The organism is Pseudomonas sp. NPDC090203 (assembly GCF_044746765.1).
GTDB classification, from domain to species: domain Bacteria; phylum Pseudomonadota; class Gammaproteobacteria; order Pseudomonadales; family Pseudomonadaceae; genus Aquipseudomonas; species Aquipseudomonas putida_AD.
The window spans coordinates 108,191-125,519 of the sequence record NZ_JBIVCV010000006.1; the positions used below are offsets into that span (position 1 = coordinate 108,191).

Here is a 17,329-nt window from a genome sequence, read left to right on the forward strand (position 1 = left end):
GCACGATCAGTTACGGGCGGGAAAAATCTCGGGTCGCAGGCAGCAAGCCACGAAACTTCACATGGCGCGCCCGCAGCGCAGGCTGCACATCGGCGTTGGGCAGGTAGCGCGCCTTGACCTCCAACCCGGCCTCGACGTCCACCCCCTGCCCGATGGCCAGAAAGCCCAGTTTCGCCGCGCCAATGCACGCGCTCGATTCGCTGCCGTGCAGGGTGTACACCTCGCGGTCCAGGATGTTGGCCAGCAGTTGCGCCCAGTATTCGCTGCGCGCCCCACCGCCGACCAAGGCGCAGGCGTTCACCGCAGCGCCGGCAGACAGCGCCGCATTCATCGCGTCCAGCAGCCCGAACCCGACCCCCTCAAGTACTGCATAACCCAGCATCGCAGGCGTGCTGTCGTGGCCCAGGCCCATGAAGCCGCCGCGCAAAGAGGGATCATTGTGCGGTGTGCGCTCGCCTGCCAGATACGGCAGGAACATCGGAGCGCTGACCGCCACCGGCTGCTCGATGGGCACGGCGCTGTGCACCAGGTCCAGTAGCGTCTGCTCATCGGGCTGCCCGAGCAGGCGCGTCACCCAGCGCAGGCAACTGGCACCGGCGAGCATCGCACCCATGGTGTACCAACGCCCCGGCAGCGCATGGCAGAAACTGTGCACCGCGCTTGGCGGATTGCCCGCCGCGTGATCGGTGATCGCCACGATGGCAGCGCTGGTGCCCAGGGTGACGAAGGCATCCCCTGCGTTGACCGCGCCGATGCCCACCGCCGACACCGGGTTGTCACCACCGCCCGCCGCCACCGGCAAACCCTTGGGTAAGCCCAGCGCCTGCGCAGCCTCGGTATTCAGGCGAGCGGACAACTGATCGGCCTCCAGCAGCCGAGGCATCTGTTTGAGGGTCAGGCCGCAGGCATGCAGCATCGGCTCGTGCCAGCGGCGTCGTGCCACGTCCAGCCACAGCGTACCGGCGGCATCGGACATGTCGCTGACGCGCTCGCCGGTCAGCAGCAGGCGCAGATAATCCTTGGGCGACAGCACGCAGTCGATCCGCGCGAAGACCTCGGGCTCGTGCTGCTGCAACCACAGCAGTTTCGGTGCGGTCAGCCCGGCCATGGCCAGGCTGCCAGTGACCTGGGCATAGCCCGGAAAATCCCGGTTCAAGCGATCGGCTTCGGCCACGGCTCGCGAATCGTCCCAGAGCACCGCCGGATACAGCACCTGATCGCGGGCATCGACCAGCACCGCGCCGTGCATCTGCCCCGACAACCCCACGCAGGCAATGCGCGCCCAGGCCTGAGGCTGGCTGGCACGCAAGGCCGCCAGGGCTTCCACGCACGCCTGCCACCAATGCTCGGGGTTCTGTTCCGACCAGCCCGGCTGCCGACGCGAAACGTTCAGCCGTGCCCCTGCCCGCCCCAGCACCTGACCTTTGGCATCGAGCAGAATGGCCTTGAGTTCCGAGGTGCCCAGGTCGATGCCCAGCGAGACAACTTGACTCATCTACGTTCAGTTCCTGTCAGCGCGAATGCTCAATGGCACCCGCATGAATTGCGAATTTTCAGGCTGGCAGGCAGGTGTTCCGACTGCCGCGGCCCATCAGGATGAGCGATGCGCTGCAACAGCAACTGCACCGCACGCTCACCCAGGGCCTGCACCGGCTGGGCGATGACGCTCAGGCGCGGCTGGAAGAAATCGGCCCAGTCGAAGTCATCGAAGCCCACCAGCGCCATCTGTTCAGGGACCTGGATCCTGGCGTCCCGCAGCGCATGCATGGCGCCGATGGTCATCAGGTTATTGGCCGCCATGATCGCAGTCGGTGGCGTGGCCAATGCCAGCAGCGACGAGGCTGCCCGGCGCGCCGACTCACTGTTGGATTCGCCGTTGACCAGCAGCGCCTGGTCGAAGGCGATCCCGGCATCCGCCAGCGCCAGCCGATACCCCTCGATGCGCTCCTCGGTAGTGCTCAGACCGCGATGCCCGGCGATCATGCCGATGCGTCGGTGGCCGTGACCGATCAGGTGCGCCACCAGTTCCCGGGTCGAGTGCCGGTTCTCCACCCCGACCTGATCGAAGCCTTGCGGCGCCAGCCGGTCCACCAGCACCGCAGGAATCGCATTGGCCTGCAGGTAGGCCAGTGCCGCCTGCTGTGGATCGCTGGACGGCGCCAGCAGAATCCCGTCCGCGCGCCGATGATGCAGCGCCTCGACCACGCGCAGTTCCTGGGCCGGATCATCGTGGGTGTCGACAAACAGCATCATGATGCCGTGGCGCGCGCACTCGGTTTCGATGGCGTGCACCGTCTCGCTGAAGTAGTGGTTGGACAGCGCCGAAATCGCCACGCCAATGGTATTGGTGCGCGAACGGGCCAGCGAGCGGGCCAGGGTGTTGGGAATGTAGCCCAGCTCCCTGACCGCCTGCTGCACCGCCACGACCGTTTCCGGGCTGACCTTGCGCGTACCGTTGAGCACATGGGACACCGTCGAAGTCGACACCCGCGCCCGCCGCGCCACGTCCTCCATCTTGACCACGGACGTCCCCTTTCTTAATGCTTGCTCGACCAGCCGCTGTAGGTGCCTATGTTGTCGCGGGTGATCAGTTTCGGCGTGAGTTGAGTCACCGCTTCAGCCGGCTTCTTGTCATTGAGCAGGTCGTTGCCGATCACCACCGCCTGCTGAGCCATGGCCCATGGGTCCTGGCTGGCCGAAGCCTGGATCTGGGTGTCGGACTTGAGCGCGTGCTCGATGTCCGGCGCACCGTCCACCGAGGTGATGACGATGCCGCTGCGCTTGAGCTGCTTGGCCGCCAGATCGCTGCCGATGGCTTGCGGGTCGTTGATCGCGAACAGGCCGTCGATTTTCGGGAAGCGCGTCAGGTAGCCCTGCATGGCATTCAGGCCGCCGTCGCGGGAGCCTTTGGCGTCTTGGTCGTCGGAGAGGATCTTGATGTCAGGCGCGGCGGCGAAGGCGGCCTTGCAACCGGTGACGCGGTCGGTCACGGCAGTCACTTGCGGGCCGTTCTCGATGATGACGTTGCCCTTGCCCGAAAGCTTGTCGACGATGAACTGGCAGGCCAGCTTGCCAGCCTCGACGTTGTCGGTCTGCACCGTGGCATCGACCTTGGCGGCGTTGACGTCTACGGCCACGACCTTGATGCCGGCCTTCTGCGCTTTCATCACAGCCGAGGCAATGGCGTTCGGGTCCACGGCGTTGATCAGGATCAGATCGACGCCGGCAGCGATGAAGTTGTCGATCTGCGAGAACTGCTTGCTCAGGTCATAGTCGGCAGACACCGAGGTGACCTTGACGTTGGGGTTGATCTCCTGGGCCTTGGCCTTGGCGCCGTCGGCCAGGGTGACGAAATACGGATTGCCCAGCGACCCCAGGGTGATGCCCACCGATTTCAGCTCGCGGGCCTCGACGCCCTGGGCGAGAAACGCGGCCAGGCACAGGGAAACGACAGCAGGAAATTTGCGTTTGAAGTTCATGTTTTCTCTCTTGTGATTGTTGTTGAAACGCATTTTTTGAACCCTGGGACAAGCTGGGTTACGTCCGCGCCCCCGACTGGCGATAACGGTCCAGCGCCACCGCCCCGATGATCACGATGCCCTTGATGATGTACTGCCAGATATCCGAGACGCCCAGCAGCACCAGGCCGTTGGTCAGCACCGCGATAATCAGCGCGCCGATAAGCGTGCCGCCGATAGTGCCGACGCCACCGGTGAAACTGGTACCGCCCAGGATCACCGCCGCGATGGCGTCCAGCTCGTAGGACTGCCCCAGTTGCAGGCCGTTGGCAGCGAACAGCCGCGATGCACTCATCACCGCTCCCAGGCCTGCCAGTGCGCCGGACAGCGCGTAGACGAACAGCAGCACCTTCCACACCTTGATCCCGGAAAGCCGCGCCGCTTCAGGGTTGCCGCCCACCGAGTAGATCTGCACGCCCATCACCGTGCGGCGCAGGATGAACCAGGAGATGACGATGACAGCGATGGCGATAATCACCAGCCACGGCACGCCCAGCAGCGAATCGTTGCCGATGAAGGCGAACGGCAGGTCTGGGTTGAACACGGTCTTGTCGTCGGCCAGCAAACGGGCCAGGCCCCGCATGGCGGTCAGCGCGCCCAGGGTCACGATGAACGGCGGCAGGCGCATGAAGGCGATCAGGCCGCCATTGACCAGGCCCAGCAGCAGGCCGAATCCGACGCCTGCGACGATTCCCAGCATGCCGAACTGCGGCGACAGCGAGACCTGCAATGCAACCACCGCCGAGGCGGCCAGAATCGCGCCCACCGACAGGTCGATACCCGCCGTGAGAATCACGAAGGTCATGCCCGCAGCGAGCACCACGTTGACCGACGCCTGCTGGGTAATGATCGACAGGTTCTGCCAGGTCATGAAGCTATCGGTCATCAGGGCAAAGCCCACCAGCAGCAACAGCAGCACCGGCAGCATCCCTAAGGTGCGCATCAGTTCACGGGCACGTTCGCGCTTGCTGATGGCGGCCACGCTTGGCGAGTTTTCCAGGGTCAGACTCATGGGCTGGCCTCCTTTGTTTTTGTTATCGAGGGTTAAGAATTTTGTAGGAGCGCGCTTGCCCGCGACCGCGGTGTGTCAGGGCATGGGGTGTTCGATGACACACCGCCATCGCGGGCAAGCGGGCTCCTACAGGTGTTCGGCGAACAATCATGGGCGTTCGGGGTGGACATGCCGGGCTGTTCAAACATGTTCGGCCACCTGCTCACCCCCAGTCGCCAGATCAATGATCCGCTCCTGGGAAATCACCTGCCCTGACGCTCCGCCCACCTCCGCCACCAACTGCCCCTCGCGCATGACCAGCACCCGATCGCAGGTGCCGATGATTTCCGGCAGTTCGCTGGAGATCACCACGATCCCCACACCGGCCTTGGCCAGCTCATTGATGATGCGGTAGATCTCGGATTTCGAGCCGATGTCCACGCCGCGAGTCGGCTCATCGAGGATCAGCACATGGGGTTTGACCTCCAGCAGCCGCGCCAGCAAGACCTTCTGCTGGTTGCCCCCGGACAGCGCCCCGACGTTGACCTTGCCCGACGCCACGCGAATCGACAGTGAACGGATCGCCTCCACCGCCCGCTGCGCGCCGCGCCCGCGATCCAGCACGCCGCCAGCATGGGCGTCGGGCACGCAGGCACAGACGTTGATGTTGTCGCGCACGCTCATGTCCAGAAACAGGCCCTGGGCCTTCCGGTCCTCGGTGAGATAGACCACGCCGGCCTTGATCGCATCGGTGGGCGTGCGCAGATCGCCGACCGCTTTCCCGGCGATTTCCAGCGTGCCTGAAGTGCGCGGATCGGCGGCAAAGATCAGCCGCGCCAGTTCCGTGCGACCGGCCCCGACTAACCCTGCGATGCCCAGCACCTCGCCGGCGTGCAGGTCGAAACTGCACGGTTTCACGCGTTTGCCATCGGCCATGTCGCGCACCCGCATTACCACCTCGCCGGGATCGTACGGGGCGTGCTCCTTCTTGTAGAAACCGGAAAGATCGCGGCCCACCATCATCTTCACCAGCGTCTCGGCGGACAGCCCGTCGCGCTGCAACATGCCGACGTATTCACCGTCGCGCAGTACCGACACCCGGTCCGACAACTCGTAGATTTCCGCCATGCGATGGCTGATGTAGATGATCGCCAGGCCCTGGTCGCGCAACTGCTTGATGAGCGCGAACAAGCGGTCGGTCTCGCGGGAAGACAGGGGCGTGGTCGGCTCATCCATCACCAGGATCTTCGCCTTGGCGTGCAGTGCCCGGGCAATTTCCACCAGTTGCCGCTCGGCAATGGACAGCACGCTGACCTTGGTCGATGGCTTGAAATCGGCGCCAAGGCGAGCGAGCACTTCGACGCAACCCTCCTCCATGGCCTTGCGGTCGATGCTCCAGCCGCGCCGCAGCTCACGGCCCAGGTAAATGTTCTCGGCGACGCTGAGGTTCGGGCACAGGCTCAGCTCCTGATAGATCACCGCGATGCCGCGTTCTTTGGCGGTCAATGGATCGAAGGCGGCCAGCGGTTGACCGTCGATGCGAATCTCGCTACCGGCATCGGCCTGATAGGCGCCGGAAAGGATTTTCATCAAGGTCGATTTGCCCGCGCCGTTTTCGCCCATCAACGCATGGACTTCGCCGGCATAGACCTTCAGCGCCACGTTTTTCAGCACGCGCAGGCCATTGAAGGTCTTGGAAATGGCAGACATTTCCAGTACGGGTACGGGATTTTCCTGGAGGACGGCGCTCATGGTCGAGCACCCGGAACGAGGGAATTGGCGGCAGCGCGCACAGCAAAAACACGCGGCGACAGAGCAGGCAAGCTGTTCATGCGAATCTCCGAGGTTTCTTGTTCTTGTTTTTTCGTGTCGCTGGCTGGCCACTTGGTTGTCGGCGGCCCAGCGGACTTGATTTGAAACACTCTAGACCAGCTGAAACGATTCACGCAAGCGCTTGCTTTTCACCCCTGAAAAAAAACGCCTTGCTCACGGATCGATCATTCGTGAGCAAGACGTTTCAGGTGTCAGGTGGAATCAGGGTTTGACAACGTGCCAGACGTTCTTGACGCCATCACCGGTAGCATCACCGGCTTTCTTGTCCTTGACCCAGGTGTACAGCGGCTTGCCCTTGTAGGCCCACTGCTTGCTGCCGTCGTCACGGGTCACGACGGTGTAGCCACCTTCGTCCTTGGCTCCGGCACCGGCCATCAGCGGCGGCCAGTTGGTGGCGCAATCGCCGTTACACATCGACTTGCCGCCGCTGTCTTTGTCGAAGGTGTAGAGGGTCATGCCCTTGTGGTCGGTGAGCACTTCGCCTTTGTCGGTCTTGCCGGTCATGGCAGGCGCCGCGGCAAACGCCAGGCTCGATGCGCAGGTCAAGGCAACGGCGGCGGTGAGGATGAATTTCTTCAGCATGGTGAACTCCTTGATGTTGTTCTTGATTGGGGGAGCAATGCCAGAAACCTCCCAGGCTCCCGCTGCCGATTGATGCGGCAGTCCTAGGTAAACGTTTGGGCGGGGTGTTTATTCCACCCTGCTGAAGAATATTTTTTCAGGCCCGCATCCTGTGTCTACGCCTTGGCAATCTCGGGCGTCAGGATCCACTCCGCGCTGTCGTTCCACACATCCATTCGGGTGATCTTGCCGTCACGCACTTCGAAGCGATCCAGGTAGCGATTACCGGAGAAACTGCGGCCGTCCGGCCACTCGCCGTACAACGTGCCGTTGGAATACACCACGGTGTGATCGCCGCGGTCCATCCAGTCGAAGTTGCCCAGGGCTTTCTTCACCCAGGCGTAACGCGCGCCGTTGAAGCCGGTAATGGTCTGCGGGTCGGGCATGGCGCGGCCACCGGTGAAAGTAATCTTCACGTCATCACTCATGAAGGTCGCGGCACGTACCGGATCCGGGGCCATGGACGCTTCCAGAAAATTGCTAACAATCTGAACATCTTTGTTCGCTTCCGACATCTTCCACTCTCCTGCTTCATCGATGGACGTTGATAGGCCGAATGCCTCCACGTGGTGCAAGGCGCCTTGTTTTGGAGCGTATAACCGGGGCAGACCCCGCGCCAGACAAGGATTTCAGGCGGCCTTGAACTGGCATCCTACTTGCTAGCAATAAATTTACAAGTGCTAGCAATCAGGAGAATCACCCATGTCATTCCGGCTTCCAAACGTGCAGCGTCTGTTGTTCCCCGTGGCTGCGGCTTTCTCCCTGCAACTGGCCCTGTCGGCCAGCGCCCAGGCTGCTGAACCACCGATCAAGGTCGGCCTGGTGGCGGCGCTTTCGGGCCAATCGGCCAAATCCGGTGAAGCCTTGACCCGTGGCCTGACCATGGCCATCGACGAGGTCAATGCCAAGGGTGGTGTGCTGGGGCGGCCGCTGGAACTGGTGCGCCGGGACGATGAAAGCAACCCGTCCAAAGGCATGCTGGCGGCCCGTGAGCTGATCCAGCGCGAGAAGGTCACGGTGCTGTTCGGTGGCCTGGACACTCCGGTGTCGCTGGCCATCGTGCCGCTGGCCAACCAGATGAAAGTGCCGTTCATGGGCATCTGGGCAGCCGGCACCAAGATCACCGAGAACGGCGCGGCGGACAACTACGTGTTTCGCGTCTCGGCGGTCGATGAGCTGGTGGACGAAGCACTGGTCAAGTACGGCGCGAGCCAGGGCATGAAGAAGCCAGGCATGATCCTGATCAACAACCCCTGGGGCGAATCCAACGAGGCGGGCTTCAAGCGTGCCCTGGAAAAACGCGGCCTGGAGAACGCCGGGGTCGAGCGCATTCAGGACAGTGACCTGGACGTGGTGCCGCAACTGACGCGCCTGAAGAATGCCGGTGCCGACACCCTGTTGATGGTCGGTAACGTCGGCCCGTCGGCGCAGGTGGTCAAATCCCTCGACCGCATGGGCTGGGACGTCCCGGTGGTTTCGCACTGGGGCCCGGCGGGCGGACGTTTCGGAGAGCTGGCAGGTCCTGGCGCGTCGCGCGTGCACTTCATCCAGACCTACGTGTTCACCGATCACAACAACCCCAAAGGCGACGCCCTGCTCGCTTCGCTGAAGACCGCCTACCCGCAGATCAAGACCCTGGCCGATGTCACCCCTGCAGTGGGTATCGCCAACGCCTACGACGCCTTGCACCTGAGCGCGCTGGCCATCGCCAAGGCCGGCAACACCGAGGGCCGCGCGGTGCGTGACGGCTTCTACGGGATCACCGACTACGACGGCCTGATCAAAGACTACAAACAGCCCTTCACGGCGCAGAAACACGATGCCCTGGGGCCTGACGACTACGTGTTCACCCAGTTCGTCGGCGATCAGATCGTGCCGCTGAACGCCAAACCCTGACCCGCCTGACCGAGCTGTTTTCACGCCTTAAGGAATCACGCCATGTTCACCGCCGCCATCGTTACCGGCCTCGGACTGGGCAGCATGTACGCGCTGCTGGCCCTGGGATTTCACCTGACTTACGTGGTCTCGCGCACCGTCAATTTCGCCCAGGGCAGTGCCATGATGGTCGGCGCGGTGCTGGGTTACACGCTGTGCATCACCTGGGGCCTGTCGCTCTGGCTGGCGCTGCCCCTGACGCTGCTGCTCAGCGCGATCTACGGCCTGGCCATCGAACGCTGGCTGGTGCGGCCTTTTCATAGCCGCGGCTCCCAGGCCTGGCTGATGGCGACGGTGGCGGGCGGGATTCTGGTGGACAACCTGGCGCTGTTCACCTTCGGCAAGGAGCCACGGCAGTTCGAAAGCAGCCTGGTCAGCCTCAAGGTCGAGTTGTTCGGCAACGGCGTCGGAGCCTTGCAACTGTTGATCCCGCTGGTGGGCGCGGCGATTGCCCTGGCCCTGCTGGTGGTGCGTCGCTACACCCGGCTGGGGAAGGTGCTGGAGGCCTGCGTGCAGAATCCCCGTGCGGCGATGCTGATGGGCATCAACGTCAACCGGGTGGTGGCCATCGCCTTCGCGATCTCTACCGTTTTCGCCGCCGTCGCGGGGCTGCTGATCGCGCCGCTGTTCAGCGTCAACGCCGAGATGGGCATGTTGTTCGGGCTCAAGGCCTTTGCGGTGGCGATTCTCGGCGGGATTTCCAGCGCGGGCGGCGTGTTCGGTGCAGGGCTGCTGTTCGGCCTGACCGAGGCGCTGATAACGCTGTATTTCGGCTCGGCCTTCACCCAGATCTTTACCTTCGCGCTAGTCATTCTGGCCCTGGCGATTCGTCCCAACGGGCTGTTCGGCAAACAGGCACTGGTGAAAGTATGAAAGACCCGAAAACCCTGCTCGCCCCCGCTTCCATCGCACTGCTGGCGATTGCCAGCGTGGTGGCCGTGTTCATGCTCGACAGCTATTCGCTGCTGGTCTTCACCCTCTGCGCACTGGCTGCAGTGGTGGGTGTCGGCCTCAACGTGCTGATCGGTCTCAGTGGCCAGATTTCCTTCGGTCACATCGCCTTCTACGCCATCGGTGCGTACATTTCGGCACTGATGACCCTGGCCGGCCTGCCTCTGTGGCTGGCAGTGCCCGCGGCCGGTGTGGTGGCGGGTGCCGTTGGCGCCTTGCTGGCGATTCCTGCGCTGCGCGTCTCGGGGCCGTATCTGGCGATGATCACCATCGCCTTTTCGTTCGTGGTGCATCACAGCCTGATCGAGTGGCGTGACGTCACAGGTGGCTCCAATGGCTTGATGGGCATTCCGCTGCCTGACTTCGCCGGGCTCGATCCCTCGATCCTGCTGGCGCTGATTGCCACGGCGCTGATGATCGGCGCACTGGCGTTCTACCGGCGCCTGCATCACAGCGGCTGGGGCAAGGCCATGCGCGCGGTCAAGGCGTCGGAGATCGCCGCGCGTTCGCTGGGCTTCAACCCGGTGGTCAGCAAAACCCTGGCCTTCGCCCTGTCGGCACTGCTCACTGGGCTGGCCGGTGCCTTGCTCGCGCCATTGCTGATGTTCATCAACCCCGAGTCGTTTCCGTTTTCGCAGTCGATCCTGTTCGTGCTCGCGGTGATCGTCGGTGGCAGCGGCACGCTGTTCGGCCCGGTGCTGGGCGCGCTGCTGATCGTGCTGGTACCCGAGTTGCTGTCGGGTTTCGCCGAATACCGCCTGCTGATTTTCTCGGTACTGCTGCTGGTGGTGTTGTGGATTGCCCCCAACGGCTTGCTCGGCGCCCTCGCCCGCCGCTGGGTCAAGCCGACGCCGCTGACGCCACCGGTCCGGATCGACCACGGTCGCATCGCCCGGCACCTTGGCCAGCGCAAGAACCGCGACGGCCTGCACATTCGCGATATCGGCATTCGCTTCGGCGGCGTGCAGGCCGCGCAACAGGTCAGCCTGCACGCACCGGCTGGCAGCATCACCAGCATCATCGGTCCCAACGGCGCGGGGAAAACCACCGTGCTGAACATGATCAGCGGCTTCTACGCCCCCGACAGCGGAGAGATCGACCTCGATCAACCGCTGGCCGGGCTGCCCGCCTGGAAAACCGCACGGGCCGGCATCGCCCGCACCTACCAGACCACCCAGCTGTTCGGCGAAATGTCAGTGCTGGATAACGTGCTGGTGGCGATGCAGCAAGGCCGGCTGGGCCAGATCTTCAGCCACCCAGGCGCTGCGCAAAAGGCGCTGGCCCTCGACCTGCTGGCACTGGTCGGTTACCGGGGTGCGGTCAATATTCCCGCCGAAGACCTGCCCCACGTCGACCGCCGCCTGGTGGAAATCGCCCGGGCACTGGCCACCGCGCCCGCCGTATTGCTGCTCGATGAGCCGGCTGCGGGCCTGAGCCGCCGCGATACCGATGCACTGGCCGTGCTGTTGCGACAACTGGCGCAGTTTGGCCTGACGGTGATTCTGGTGGAGCACGACATGGCGCTGGTCATGGCGGTGTCCGAACGCCTGCTAGTGCTCGACGCCGGCAAGCCGATCACCGTGGGCACACCGGCCCAGGTGCAGCAGGACGAACGGGTGATCGCGGCCTATCTGGGTGGCACCGAGTATGAGGCCACGCCAAGGGGTGAGGCCTGGAACGGCAGCCGCGATGCGCGCCTGTACGTGAAGGATCTGGTGATTGATTACGGCGCAGCGCCGGTGGTCAACAAGGTCAACCTGGTGGTCAATCCCGGTGAGCTGGTCGCCATCCTGGGTGCCAACGGCGCGGGCAAATCCAGCATCCTGCAATGCCTGGCCGGCCTGCACCGCGCCTCGGGCGGTAGCGTCCTGCTGGACAACGAAAACATCGAGCAGGCCAGCGCCAGCACTATCGCAGGCCAGGGCCTGGCGCTGGTGCCCGAAGGCCGGCAGGTGTTCCCTTACTTGAGTGTGCGCGACAACCTGCTGCTGGGCAGTTATTCACGGCGCGACGCGGTGGACGCGGATGCGGAAATCGAAGCGATCCTGCACCGTTTCCCGCGCCTGCGGGACCGTATCGACAGCCCTGCCGGCCTGCTGTCCGGCGGCGAACAGCAAATGGTGGCGGTGGGTCGCGGCCTGATGGCCAAGCCGAAAATCCTGCTCCTGGACGAACCATCGCTAGGCCTCTCCCCTTCGATGATCGGCGAGTTGTACGACGCACTGGCCGCCCTGCGCGACGAGGGCGTGACCCTGTTGCTGGTGGACCAGATGGCCAACCTCGCGCTGCAGGTCGCCGACCGCGCTTATGTGCTGGAGACCGGCCAGGTGATCAAGTCCGGCACCGCCGCCGAGCTGCGTGAGGATGGCGAACTGGCGGCGGCCTATCTGGGCGAAGGAGCCTGCGCATGAGCACCTTGATGATCAGCAACGCCCGGGTGGGCAATGACCCGACACCGACCACGCTGTACGTGGAAAACGGGCGCTTCGTTCATGCCTTGAGCCGGGACTCTAGCCTGGGTGAACACCTTGATCTTGAAGGCCGGCTGCTGCTGCCCGGCCTGATCGAAACCCATATTCATCTGGACAAGGCGTGCATCATGCAGCGCTGCCAGTTGCAGGCCGGGACCCTGGCCGAAGCCGTGCAACAGACCCGCGCCGCCAAGGCCGAATTCACCGAAGAGGACGTCTACCTGCGCGGCGCCACGGTGCTGGACAAGGCGATCATGCAGGGCACCAGCTACATGCGCACCCACGTCGAACTCGACCCGCAGATCGGCCTGATCGGGTTCGCCGCCATCAAGCGCCTGCAAGCGGATTACGCGTGGGCCATCACCCTGGAAATCTGCGTGTTTCCCCAGGAGGGTCTGCTCAACAATCCGGGCACCGAGGCGCTGCTGCGCCACGGTCTGGAAAACGGTGCGACGGTGCTGGGTGGCTGCCCTTACACCGACAGCGATCCGCTGGGGCAGATCGAGCGGCTGTTCGAGCTGGCGGTGGAGTACGACTGTGACCTGGATTTGCACCTGGATTTCGACCTCAACCCGCAGGGCATGACCATCGACCACGTCGCCCGTTGTACCGAGCGCCATGGCTGGGGTGGCCGGGTGACGGTCGGCCACGCTACCAAGCTGTCGGCGTTGCCGATGGAGGATCTGATGTCGCTGGGGGTGCGGCTGGCGGAAGTCGGGGTGCAGGTGACGTGCCTGCCCAGCACCGATCTGTTCCTGACCGGTCGCGAGCATTTCCACAACAAGCCCCGAGGGCTGGCGCCGCTGGCTCACCTGCATGGCTGTGGGGTGACCTGTTCGCTGTCGACCAATAACATCGGCAATCCGTTCACGCCGTACGGTGATGCTTCGCTGGTTCGGCAGGCTAATCTGTTTGCCAATGTCAGTCAGTTGGGGACGGGGCCTGAGTTGTTGCAGTGTCTGGCCTGGGTGTCGAGCGAATCGGCGCGGCTGTTGCGGCTGACGGACTATGGGTTGGATGCTGGGTGCCAGGCCGATTTCATCGTGTTCGATGCGCCCTCGCCTGCGGCGGTGATCGCTGAAATCAGCGCGCCGTTGATGGGGTACAAGCGGGGGATACGGACGTTTGAGCGGCCGCAGGGGCGGTTGTTGAGGACGCGTTGAATGATCGTTCCCACGCTCCGCGTGGTAACGGGTGGGTCTGACGCTCCGCGTCTTTGGGTGACGCTGGGATTGTGCGTATATCCGTTTTGGCGGTGGTCTCTGATTAGGGTTTCGCCCCTTACGGGCGACCTACTTTCTTTCGGGAAAGTAGGCAAACCATTTGCTCCTGGCTGGGGTCCTCCTTCGTCGGACTTCCCTCGACTCCGGCGTCGTTCCGGGGGCACGCCATGATGGGCCATCCATGGCCCGCACGGCTTTCGCGGCATCCCTGCCGCTCATCCCCCTACACGACACCTGCGCTCGGCCTGGCGCCTTTACGTCGCGTTCGGCGGTGTCTGGGCCATCGCGCACCAAGATCAAAATCAAACGCACGACTCAGTCCCGTAGCAGCACGGCTTGCCGGCGGGAGCGATCTCAAGGACGCCGTCGCGGGCAAGCGCGCTCCTACAAGACCGGCGCAGGTCATCCGTAGCAGTCCGGCTTGCCGGCGTCGGCGTCCTCAAAATCGCCCCCGCCGGCAAGCCGTGCTGCTACGGGTTTGGGGTATGGCAAAAAAATGAAATTCACCCCAACCCTGTAGGAGCGCGCTTGCCCGCGATGGCGTTCTCACGATCGCCGACGCCGGCAAGCCGAACTGCTACGGTTCCTCAGTCGCTGAGCGCCTGTTTGAGGTTGAACTCGGCCGGTGGTTCGGCGCCCAGTGCCAGTTGGCCTTCCAGCTCGTCCAGGTGTTCGATCATCACGGCCACGGCTTTTTCGTGGTCGCCTTCTTCCAGCGCGGTGATGATCTGCTGGTGTTCGTCCGACGCGCAGGACGGCACGTCGTTGCGCTGGTAGAGGGCGACGATCAAAGAGCTGCGCACCATGAGGTTACCGAGGATGTCGCTCAGCACGGTGTTGCCGCAGATCGCGCCGAGCATCAGGTGGAACTCGCTGAGTTCACGCACGATGGCGCGGCGGTCGGTGTCGTTGGTGGCCTTGCGCTCGTTGCTCATGTGGGTGGCGATGCGCTGGCGCTGCTTGCGCATGATGGCCGGCGTGATGGACTCCACGATCGCCCGCTCGATGGCCCGCCGCGCACTGAAAATGTCCCGCGCTTCCTTGGCCGTCGGTTGCGACACCATCGCCCCGCGATTGGCCTCGATGGTCACCACTTTCTGCAACGCCAGGCGCTGGATCGCTGCCTGGACATGGTTGCGGTTGGCTTGCAGGGTTTCGACGATCTGCGCTTCGATCAGCCGCGTGCCGGGCGGCAGGCGGTGCTGGGCAATGGCCTTGTACAGCGCATCGACGATACGCTGCACTTCAAGCTGTTTGGCGGTGACAGTGCTCAAGCCCATCCATTCCTCGTTCGTGCAGAAGACCTTCTGCCACACGCGCAGCAGTGGCGAGCGGGCAACGGCCGGCATTATCCGCCAGCGCCCCGGACTCGGCAAACCCGGCGTGCATGGCGCCCGGCTTATCCGGCCAGACCAAACGCCACACCTTCGCCGCGAGGATCGTGCATGGCATGACGAACACCGTCGCACTCGATGCTGATGATCCCCGCATGCCCGGTCATGGGGCTGTGCGGCGCGATCATTTCCACCTCGTGCCCAAGCTCGGCAAGGCCAACCGCCGCATCAGGGCTGATGTCGCCTTCGAGCTTGAGGTTATCGGTGCTGTCGAAAAAGCTGCGGCCCAGGAGAAAGCGCGGCGTGCCCAAGGCGCGGTCGATGGGTTGGCGGTAGTCGATCAATTGAGTCGCCAGCACCATCTGCGTCTGCGGCTGGCCGTCGCCGCCCTGGGTGCCGAAGAAGAAGCGCCGACCGTCGTCCGCCAGATAGCAGGACGGGTTGAGCGTATGCGCGGGGCGCTTGCCCGGTGCCCAGCCATTGACGTGCCGGGGGTCGACGTTGAAACCGGCGGCGCGGTTCTGCCACAGCACACCGGTGTCGCCCAGAATGCAGCCCGAGCCGAAGTCATGGAACAGGCTCTGGATCAGACAGGCTGTACGCCCCTGCTCATCGGTCGCCGCCATCCAGATGGTATCGGCCGGACGGCCCGGCTCGTTCCACGAAGCGGCGCGTTCATCATCGATCGCAGCGGCATACTGGGCGAGGTTTTCATCGGACAGGCTGGCCGCGAAATCCCAGTCAGTAAAACCCGGATCACACAGCTGTGCATTGCGTCGCAGCAACCCCTGCTTGATCGCTTCGACCAACAGGTGATAGTACGCGGCGCTGCCATTGGCGACATCGGCCAGGGGTTTGTGCTGCAGCGATCCCATGGCCTGCAAGGTGTACAAACCTTGACTGGGCGGCGCGACATTGAACAGTCGGCCCTGACGATAACGCACCGACACCGGCGCCACCTCCGGCGCCTGTGTCGCCCGCAGATCGGCGGTGGTCAGCCCGCAACCCAGGCGCGCAAAGGTTTCGCCGAATGCACTGGCCAACTCGCCCCGGTAGAAATCCTCGACACCGTGGCGAGCCAGATGCCGCAGCGTGTTCGCCAGCGCAGGCTGGCGCAACACATCGCCCTCGCGCATCCAGCGCCCGTCGGTGCGGCACAGCCGATGCAGATCGGGCAATTGCTCGATCAACGGCTGGCGCAGGGTCTGCCAGAACAGTTGGGATTGCGAGACAGGCACACCTTCGTCCGCCATCACGGCGGCGTCTGTCAACAAGTCGGCCCAACCGAAGCGCGAGCCCCACTCGTGACGACTGATATTGGCAGCAGTCTGCCAACTGGCCAGCGCCCCTGCAGTGCTAGCCACCGAACTTGGCCCGCGCAAGGTAATGCTGCCTGCCTCGGGCAAGCGCATTCCTGCCTGACCGATCCCCACGATGGTGCGCACCTGGCGATCATGGATCATCCACAGGGCATCGCCACCGATGCCGGTCATGTGCGGAAAAACTGCGCTGAGCATGGCGCTGGCGGCCAGCATCGCATCAATGGCCGTACCCCCAGCCTCCAGAACACGCCGCCCGGCAGCACTGGCTTCAGCGTGGGGAGTGGCGATGACGGCACGGCGAGAAGTCGCGATCATGAGCGAGGGTCCTTTTGCATATTGCTAGCTATTTAGTTTTCTGTAGCTAGCAAAGCAAGAGGTGTGCCGTTGGGCTTTCGGCAATTGGGCAACACCCATTGCCTATGGGCAGGCAGAGGATCTGTACAGGTTCAAGTCAGGATTTCGAGCCCATGTTTCTGCACGATGGTCAGCAGTTTCAGAGCCATGCCTCCTGGCCGTTTTGCCCCCGCCTCCCACTGCTTGACCGTTGAGGTGCTGGTGTTGAGATAGCGAGCAAACACAGGCTGACTCACGCGGCTGCGCTCGCGAATTTCCTTGATCTGCGCCGGTTCGATTTCAGCAGGAACCGCAGCGATGCAATCCTCATCGAACTCGCGCATCGTCGCCTTGCCAATCGCGCCGATTTCAAATAGTGCGGTCGCTGACTCGTGCACAGACTCCAGTGCCTGACTTTTAAATTTTTTCGCCATTACAAATCTCCATGAAGTCCTGACGTTCCACCAACAGCTGGATCTGTGCAGGGCTCAGACTCTCGTAGACTTTGGCCAGCCGTCTGAATGTCGCCAACTCGCTTTTGTTGATGTTACTGAGGCCCTGCTTGGCAAAAAGGAACTGATAGACCCAATAACAACGACCTCTCGCCAATATGATCGAACGATGACGATTCTGGTTGAGTCTTTTTTTCCATACCCCACCGCCAAGGTCGTCGGCTTGTCCCATCAGCACTTCCTGTATTGCTTCACAGAGATCAGCATCGGTGATCAGCGCCTTGGTCGCCGTCGAAGCAAATCCCTTCGTTTTGAATACCCTGTTCAGCATGAGCCAGCCCGTCG

The 17,329-nt window shown here is 63.4% G+C and carries 15 protein-coding genes; 4 read left to right on the forward strand and 11 right to left on the reverse strand.

What is annotated here, in order from left to right; translation table 11 throughout:
* Positions 1-10 precede the first annotated feature (10 nt).
* The 7 genes from xylB to ACIPO9_RS12380 all read right to left on the reverse strand — a co-directional run bounded on the left by xylB (position 11) and on the right by ACIPO9_RS12380 (position 7,424).
* Positions 11-1,495, reverse strand: coding sequence for a xylulokinase (xylB, locus tag ACIPO9_RS12350; protein ID WP_400781151.1), 1,485 nt, complete (start codon positions 1,493-1,495; stop codon positions 11-13).
* 29 nt (positions 1,496-1,524) lie between these two features.
* Complete coding sequence (locus ACIPO9_RS12355; protein ID WP_400781153.1) at positions 1,525-2,523, reverse strand: LacI family DNA-binding transcriptional regulator; 999 nt, start codon at positions 2,521-2,523, stop codon at positions 1,525-1,527.
* Positions 2,524-2,537: 14 nt separating this feature from the next.
* On the reverse strand, positions 2,538-3,479 hold the full coding sequence (locus ACIPO9_RS12360; RefSeq protein WP_400781155.1) for an ABC transporter substrate-binding protein: 942 nt from the start codon (positions 3,477-3,479) through the stop codon (positions 2,538-2,540).
* Between the two features lie 58 nt (positions 3,480-3,537).
* Positions 3,538-4,530, reverse strand: coding sequence for a ribose ABC transporter permease (locus ACIPO9_RS12365; protein WP_400781157.1), 993 nt, complete (start codon positions 4,528-4,530; stop codon positions 3,538-3,540).
* Positions 4,531-4,710: 180 nt separating this feature from the next.
* A complete protein-coding gene (locus ACIPO9_RS12370) occupies positions 4,711-6,261 on the reverse strand; it encodes a sugar ABC transporter ATP-binding protein (RefSeq protein WP_400781160.1) in 1,551 nt (516 codons plus the stop codon).
* Between the two features lie 282 nt (positions 6,262-6,543).
* The gene (locus ACIPO9_RS12375) at positions 6,544-6,924 is read right to left on the reverse strand and encodes a hypothetical protein (protein ID WP_400781161.1); all 381 of its coding nucleotides are present in this window, start codon (positions 6,922-6,924) and stop codon (positions 6,544-6,546) included.
* Positions 6,925-7,079: 155 nt separating this feature from the next.
* The gene (locus tag ACIPO9_RS12380; RefSeq protein ID WP_400609316.1) at positions 7,080-7,424 is read right to left on the reverse strand and encodes a nuclear transport factor 2 family protein; all 345 of its coding nucleotides are present in this window, start codon (positions 7,422-7,424) and stop codon (positions 7,080-7,082) included.
* Positions 7,425-7,665: 241 nt separating this feature from the next.
* Between ACIPO9_RS12380 and ACIPO9_RS12385 the strand changes: the two genes are divergently transcribed.
* Genes ACIPO9_RS12385 through ACIPO9_RS12400 form a run of 4 tightly spaced genes read left to right on the forward strand, consistent with a single transcriptional unit; the run spans position 7,666 to position 13,483 of the window.
* Positions 7,666-8,859, forward strand: coding sequence for an ABC transporter substrate-binding protein (locus ACIPO9_RS12385; RefSeq protein WP_400781162.1), 1,194 nt, complete (start codon positions 7,666-7,668; stop codon positions 8,857-8,859).
* A gap of 42 nt (positions 8,860-8,901) precedes the next feature.
* Positions 8,902-9,771, forward strand: coding sequence for a branched-chain amino acid ABC transporter permease (locus ACIPO9_RS12390; protein ID WP_274136331.1), 870 nt, complete (start codon positions 8,902-8,904; stop codon positions 9,769-9,771).
* Complete coding sequence (locus ACIPO9_RS12395; RefSeq protein ID WP_400781165.1) at positions 9,768-12,260, forward strand: ATP-binding cassette domain-containing protein; 2,493 nt, start codon at positions 9,768-9,770, stop codon at positions 12,258-12,260. Before ACIPO9_RS12390 ends, ACIPO9_RS12395 begins: the two co-directional genes overlap by 4 nt.
* Complete coding sequence (locus tag ACIPO9_RS12400) at positions 12,257-13,483, forward strand: amidohydrolase family protein (protein ID WP_400781167.1); 1,227 nt, start codon at positions 12,257-12,259, stop codon at positions 13,481-13,483. The genes ACIPO9_RS12395 and ACIPO9_RS12400 overlap by 4 nt, the downstream gene beginning before the upstream one ends.
* 647 nt (positions 13,484-14,130) lie before the next feature.
* Here ACIPO9_RS12400 and ACIPO9_RS12405 read toward each other — a convergent pair.
* The 4 genes from ACIPO9_RS12405 to ACIPO9_RS12420 all read right to left on the reverse strand — a co-directional run bounded on the left by ACIPO9_RS12405 (position 14,131) and on the right by ACIPO9_RS12420 (position 17,315).
* Complete coding sequence (locus ACIPO9_RS12405) at positions 14,131-14,823, reverse strand: GntR family transcriptional regulator (RefSeq protein ID WP_400609420.1); 693 nt, start codon at positions 14,821-14,823, stop codon at positions 14,131-14,133.
* A 119-nt stretch (positions 14,824-14,942) separates the two neighbouring features.
* On the reverse strand, positions 14,943-16,514 hold the full coding sequence (locus ACIPO9_RS12410; RefSeq protein ID WP_400781169.1) for a gamma-glutamyltransferase family protein: 1,572 nt from the start codon (positions 16,512-16,514) through the stop codon (positions 14,943-14,945).
* A 131-nt stretch (positions 16,515-16,645) separates the two neighbouring features.
* Complete coding sequence (locus tag ACIPO9_RS12415) at positions 16,646-16,966, reverse strand: helix-turn-helix domain-containing protein (protein ID WP_400781170.1); 321 nt, start codon at positions 16,964-16,966, stop codon at positions 16,646-16,648.
* The gene (locus ACIPO9_RS12420) at positions 16,950-17,315 is read right to left on the reverse strand and encodes a type II toxin-antitoxin system RelE/ParE family toxin (RefSeq protein WP_274133736.1); all 366 of its coding nucleotides are present in this window, start codon (positions 17,313-17,315) and stop codon (positions 16,950-16,952) included. Before ACIPO9_RS12420 ends, ACIPO9_RS12415 begins: the two co-directional genes overlap by 17 nt.
* Between the last annotated feature and the right edge of the window lie 14 nt (positions 17,316-17,329).

Coding starts and splice junctions, on each gene's coding strand:
- ACIPO9_RS12410 (WP_400781169.1), bottom strand. CDS start 16,514: ATGATCGCGACTTCTCGCCGTGCCGTCATCGCCACTCCCCACGCTGAA.
- ACIPO9_RS12375 (WP_400781161.1), bottom strand. CDS start 6,924: ATGCTGAAGAAATTCATCCTCACCGCCGCCGTTGCCTTGACCTGCGCA.
- ACIPO9_RS12385 (WP_400781162.1), top strand. CDS start 7,666: ATGTCATTCCGGCTTCCAAACGTGCAGCGTCTGTTGTTCCCCGTGGCT.
- ACIPO9_RS12415 (WP_400781170.1), bottom strand. CDS start 16,966: ATGGCGAAAAAATTTAAAAGTCAGGCACTGGAGTCTGTGCACGAGTCA.
- ACIPO9_RS12380 (WP_400609316.1), bottom strand. CDS start 7,424: ATGGCCCCGGATCCGGTACGTGCCGCGACCTTCATGAGTGATGACGTG.
- xylB (WP_400781151.1), bottom strand. CDS start 1,495: ATGAGTCAAGTTGTCTCGCTGGGCATCGACCTGGGCACCTCGGAACTC.
- ACIPO9_RS12420 (WP_274133736.1), bottom strand. CDS start 17,315: ATGCTGAACAGGGTATTCAAAACGAAGGGATTTGCTTCGACGGCGACC.
- ACIPO9_RS12395 (WP_400781165.1), top strand. CDS start 9,768: ATGAAAGACCCGAAAACCCTGCTCGCCCCCGCTTCCATCGCACTGCTG.
- ACIPO9_RS12405 (WP_400609420.1), bottom strand. CDS start 14,823: ATGGGCTTGAGCACTGTCACCGCCAAACAGCTTGAAGTGCAGCGTATC.
- ACIPO9_RS12365 (WP_400781157.1), bottom strand. CDS start 4,530: ATGAGTCTGACCCTGGAAAACTCGCCAAGCGTGGCCGCCATCAGCAAG.
- ACIPO9_RS12400 (WP_400781167.1), top strand. CDS start 12,257: ATGAGCACCTTGATGATCAGCAACGCCCGGGTGGGCAATGACCCGACA.
- ACIPO9_RS12360 (WP_400781155.1), bottom strand. CDS start 3,479: ATGAACTTCAAACGCAAATTTCCTGCTGTCGTTTCCCTGTGCCTGGCC.
- ACIPO9_RS12390 (WP_274136331.1), top strand. CDS start 8,902: ATGTTCACCGCCGCCATCGTTACCGGCCTCGGACTGGGCAGCATGTAC.
- ACIPO9_RS12370 (WP_400781160.1), bottom strand. CDS start 6,261: ATGAGCGCCGTCCTCCAGGAAAATCCCGTACCCGTACTGGAAATGTCT.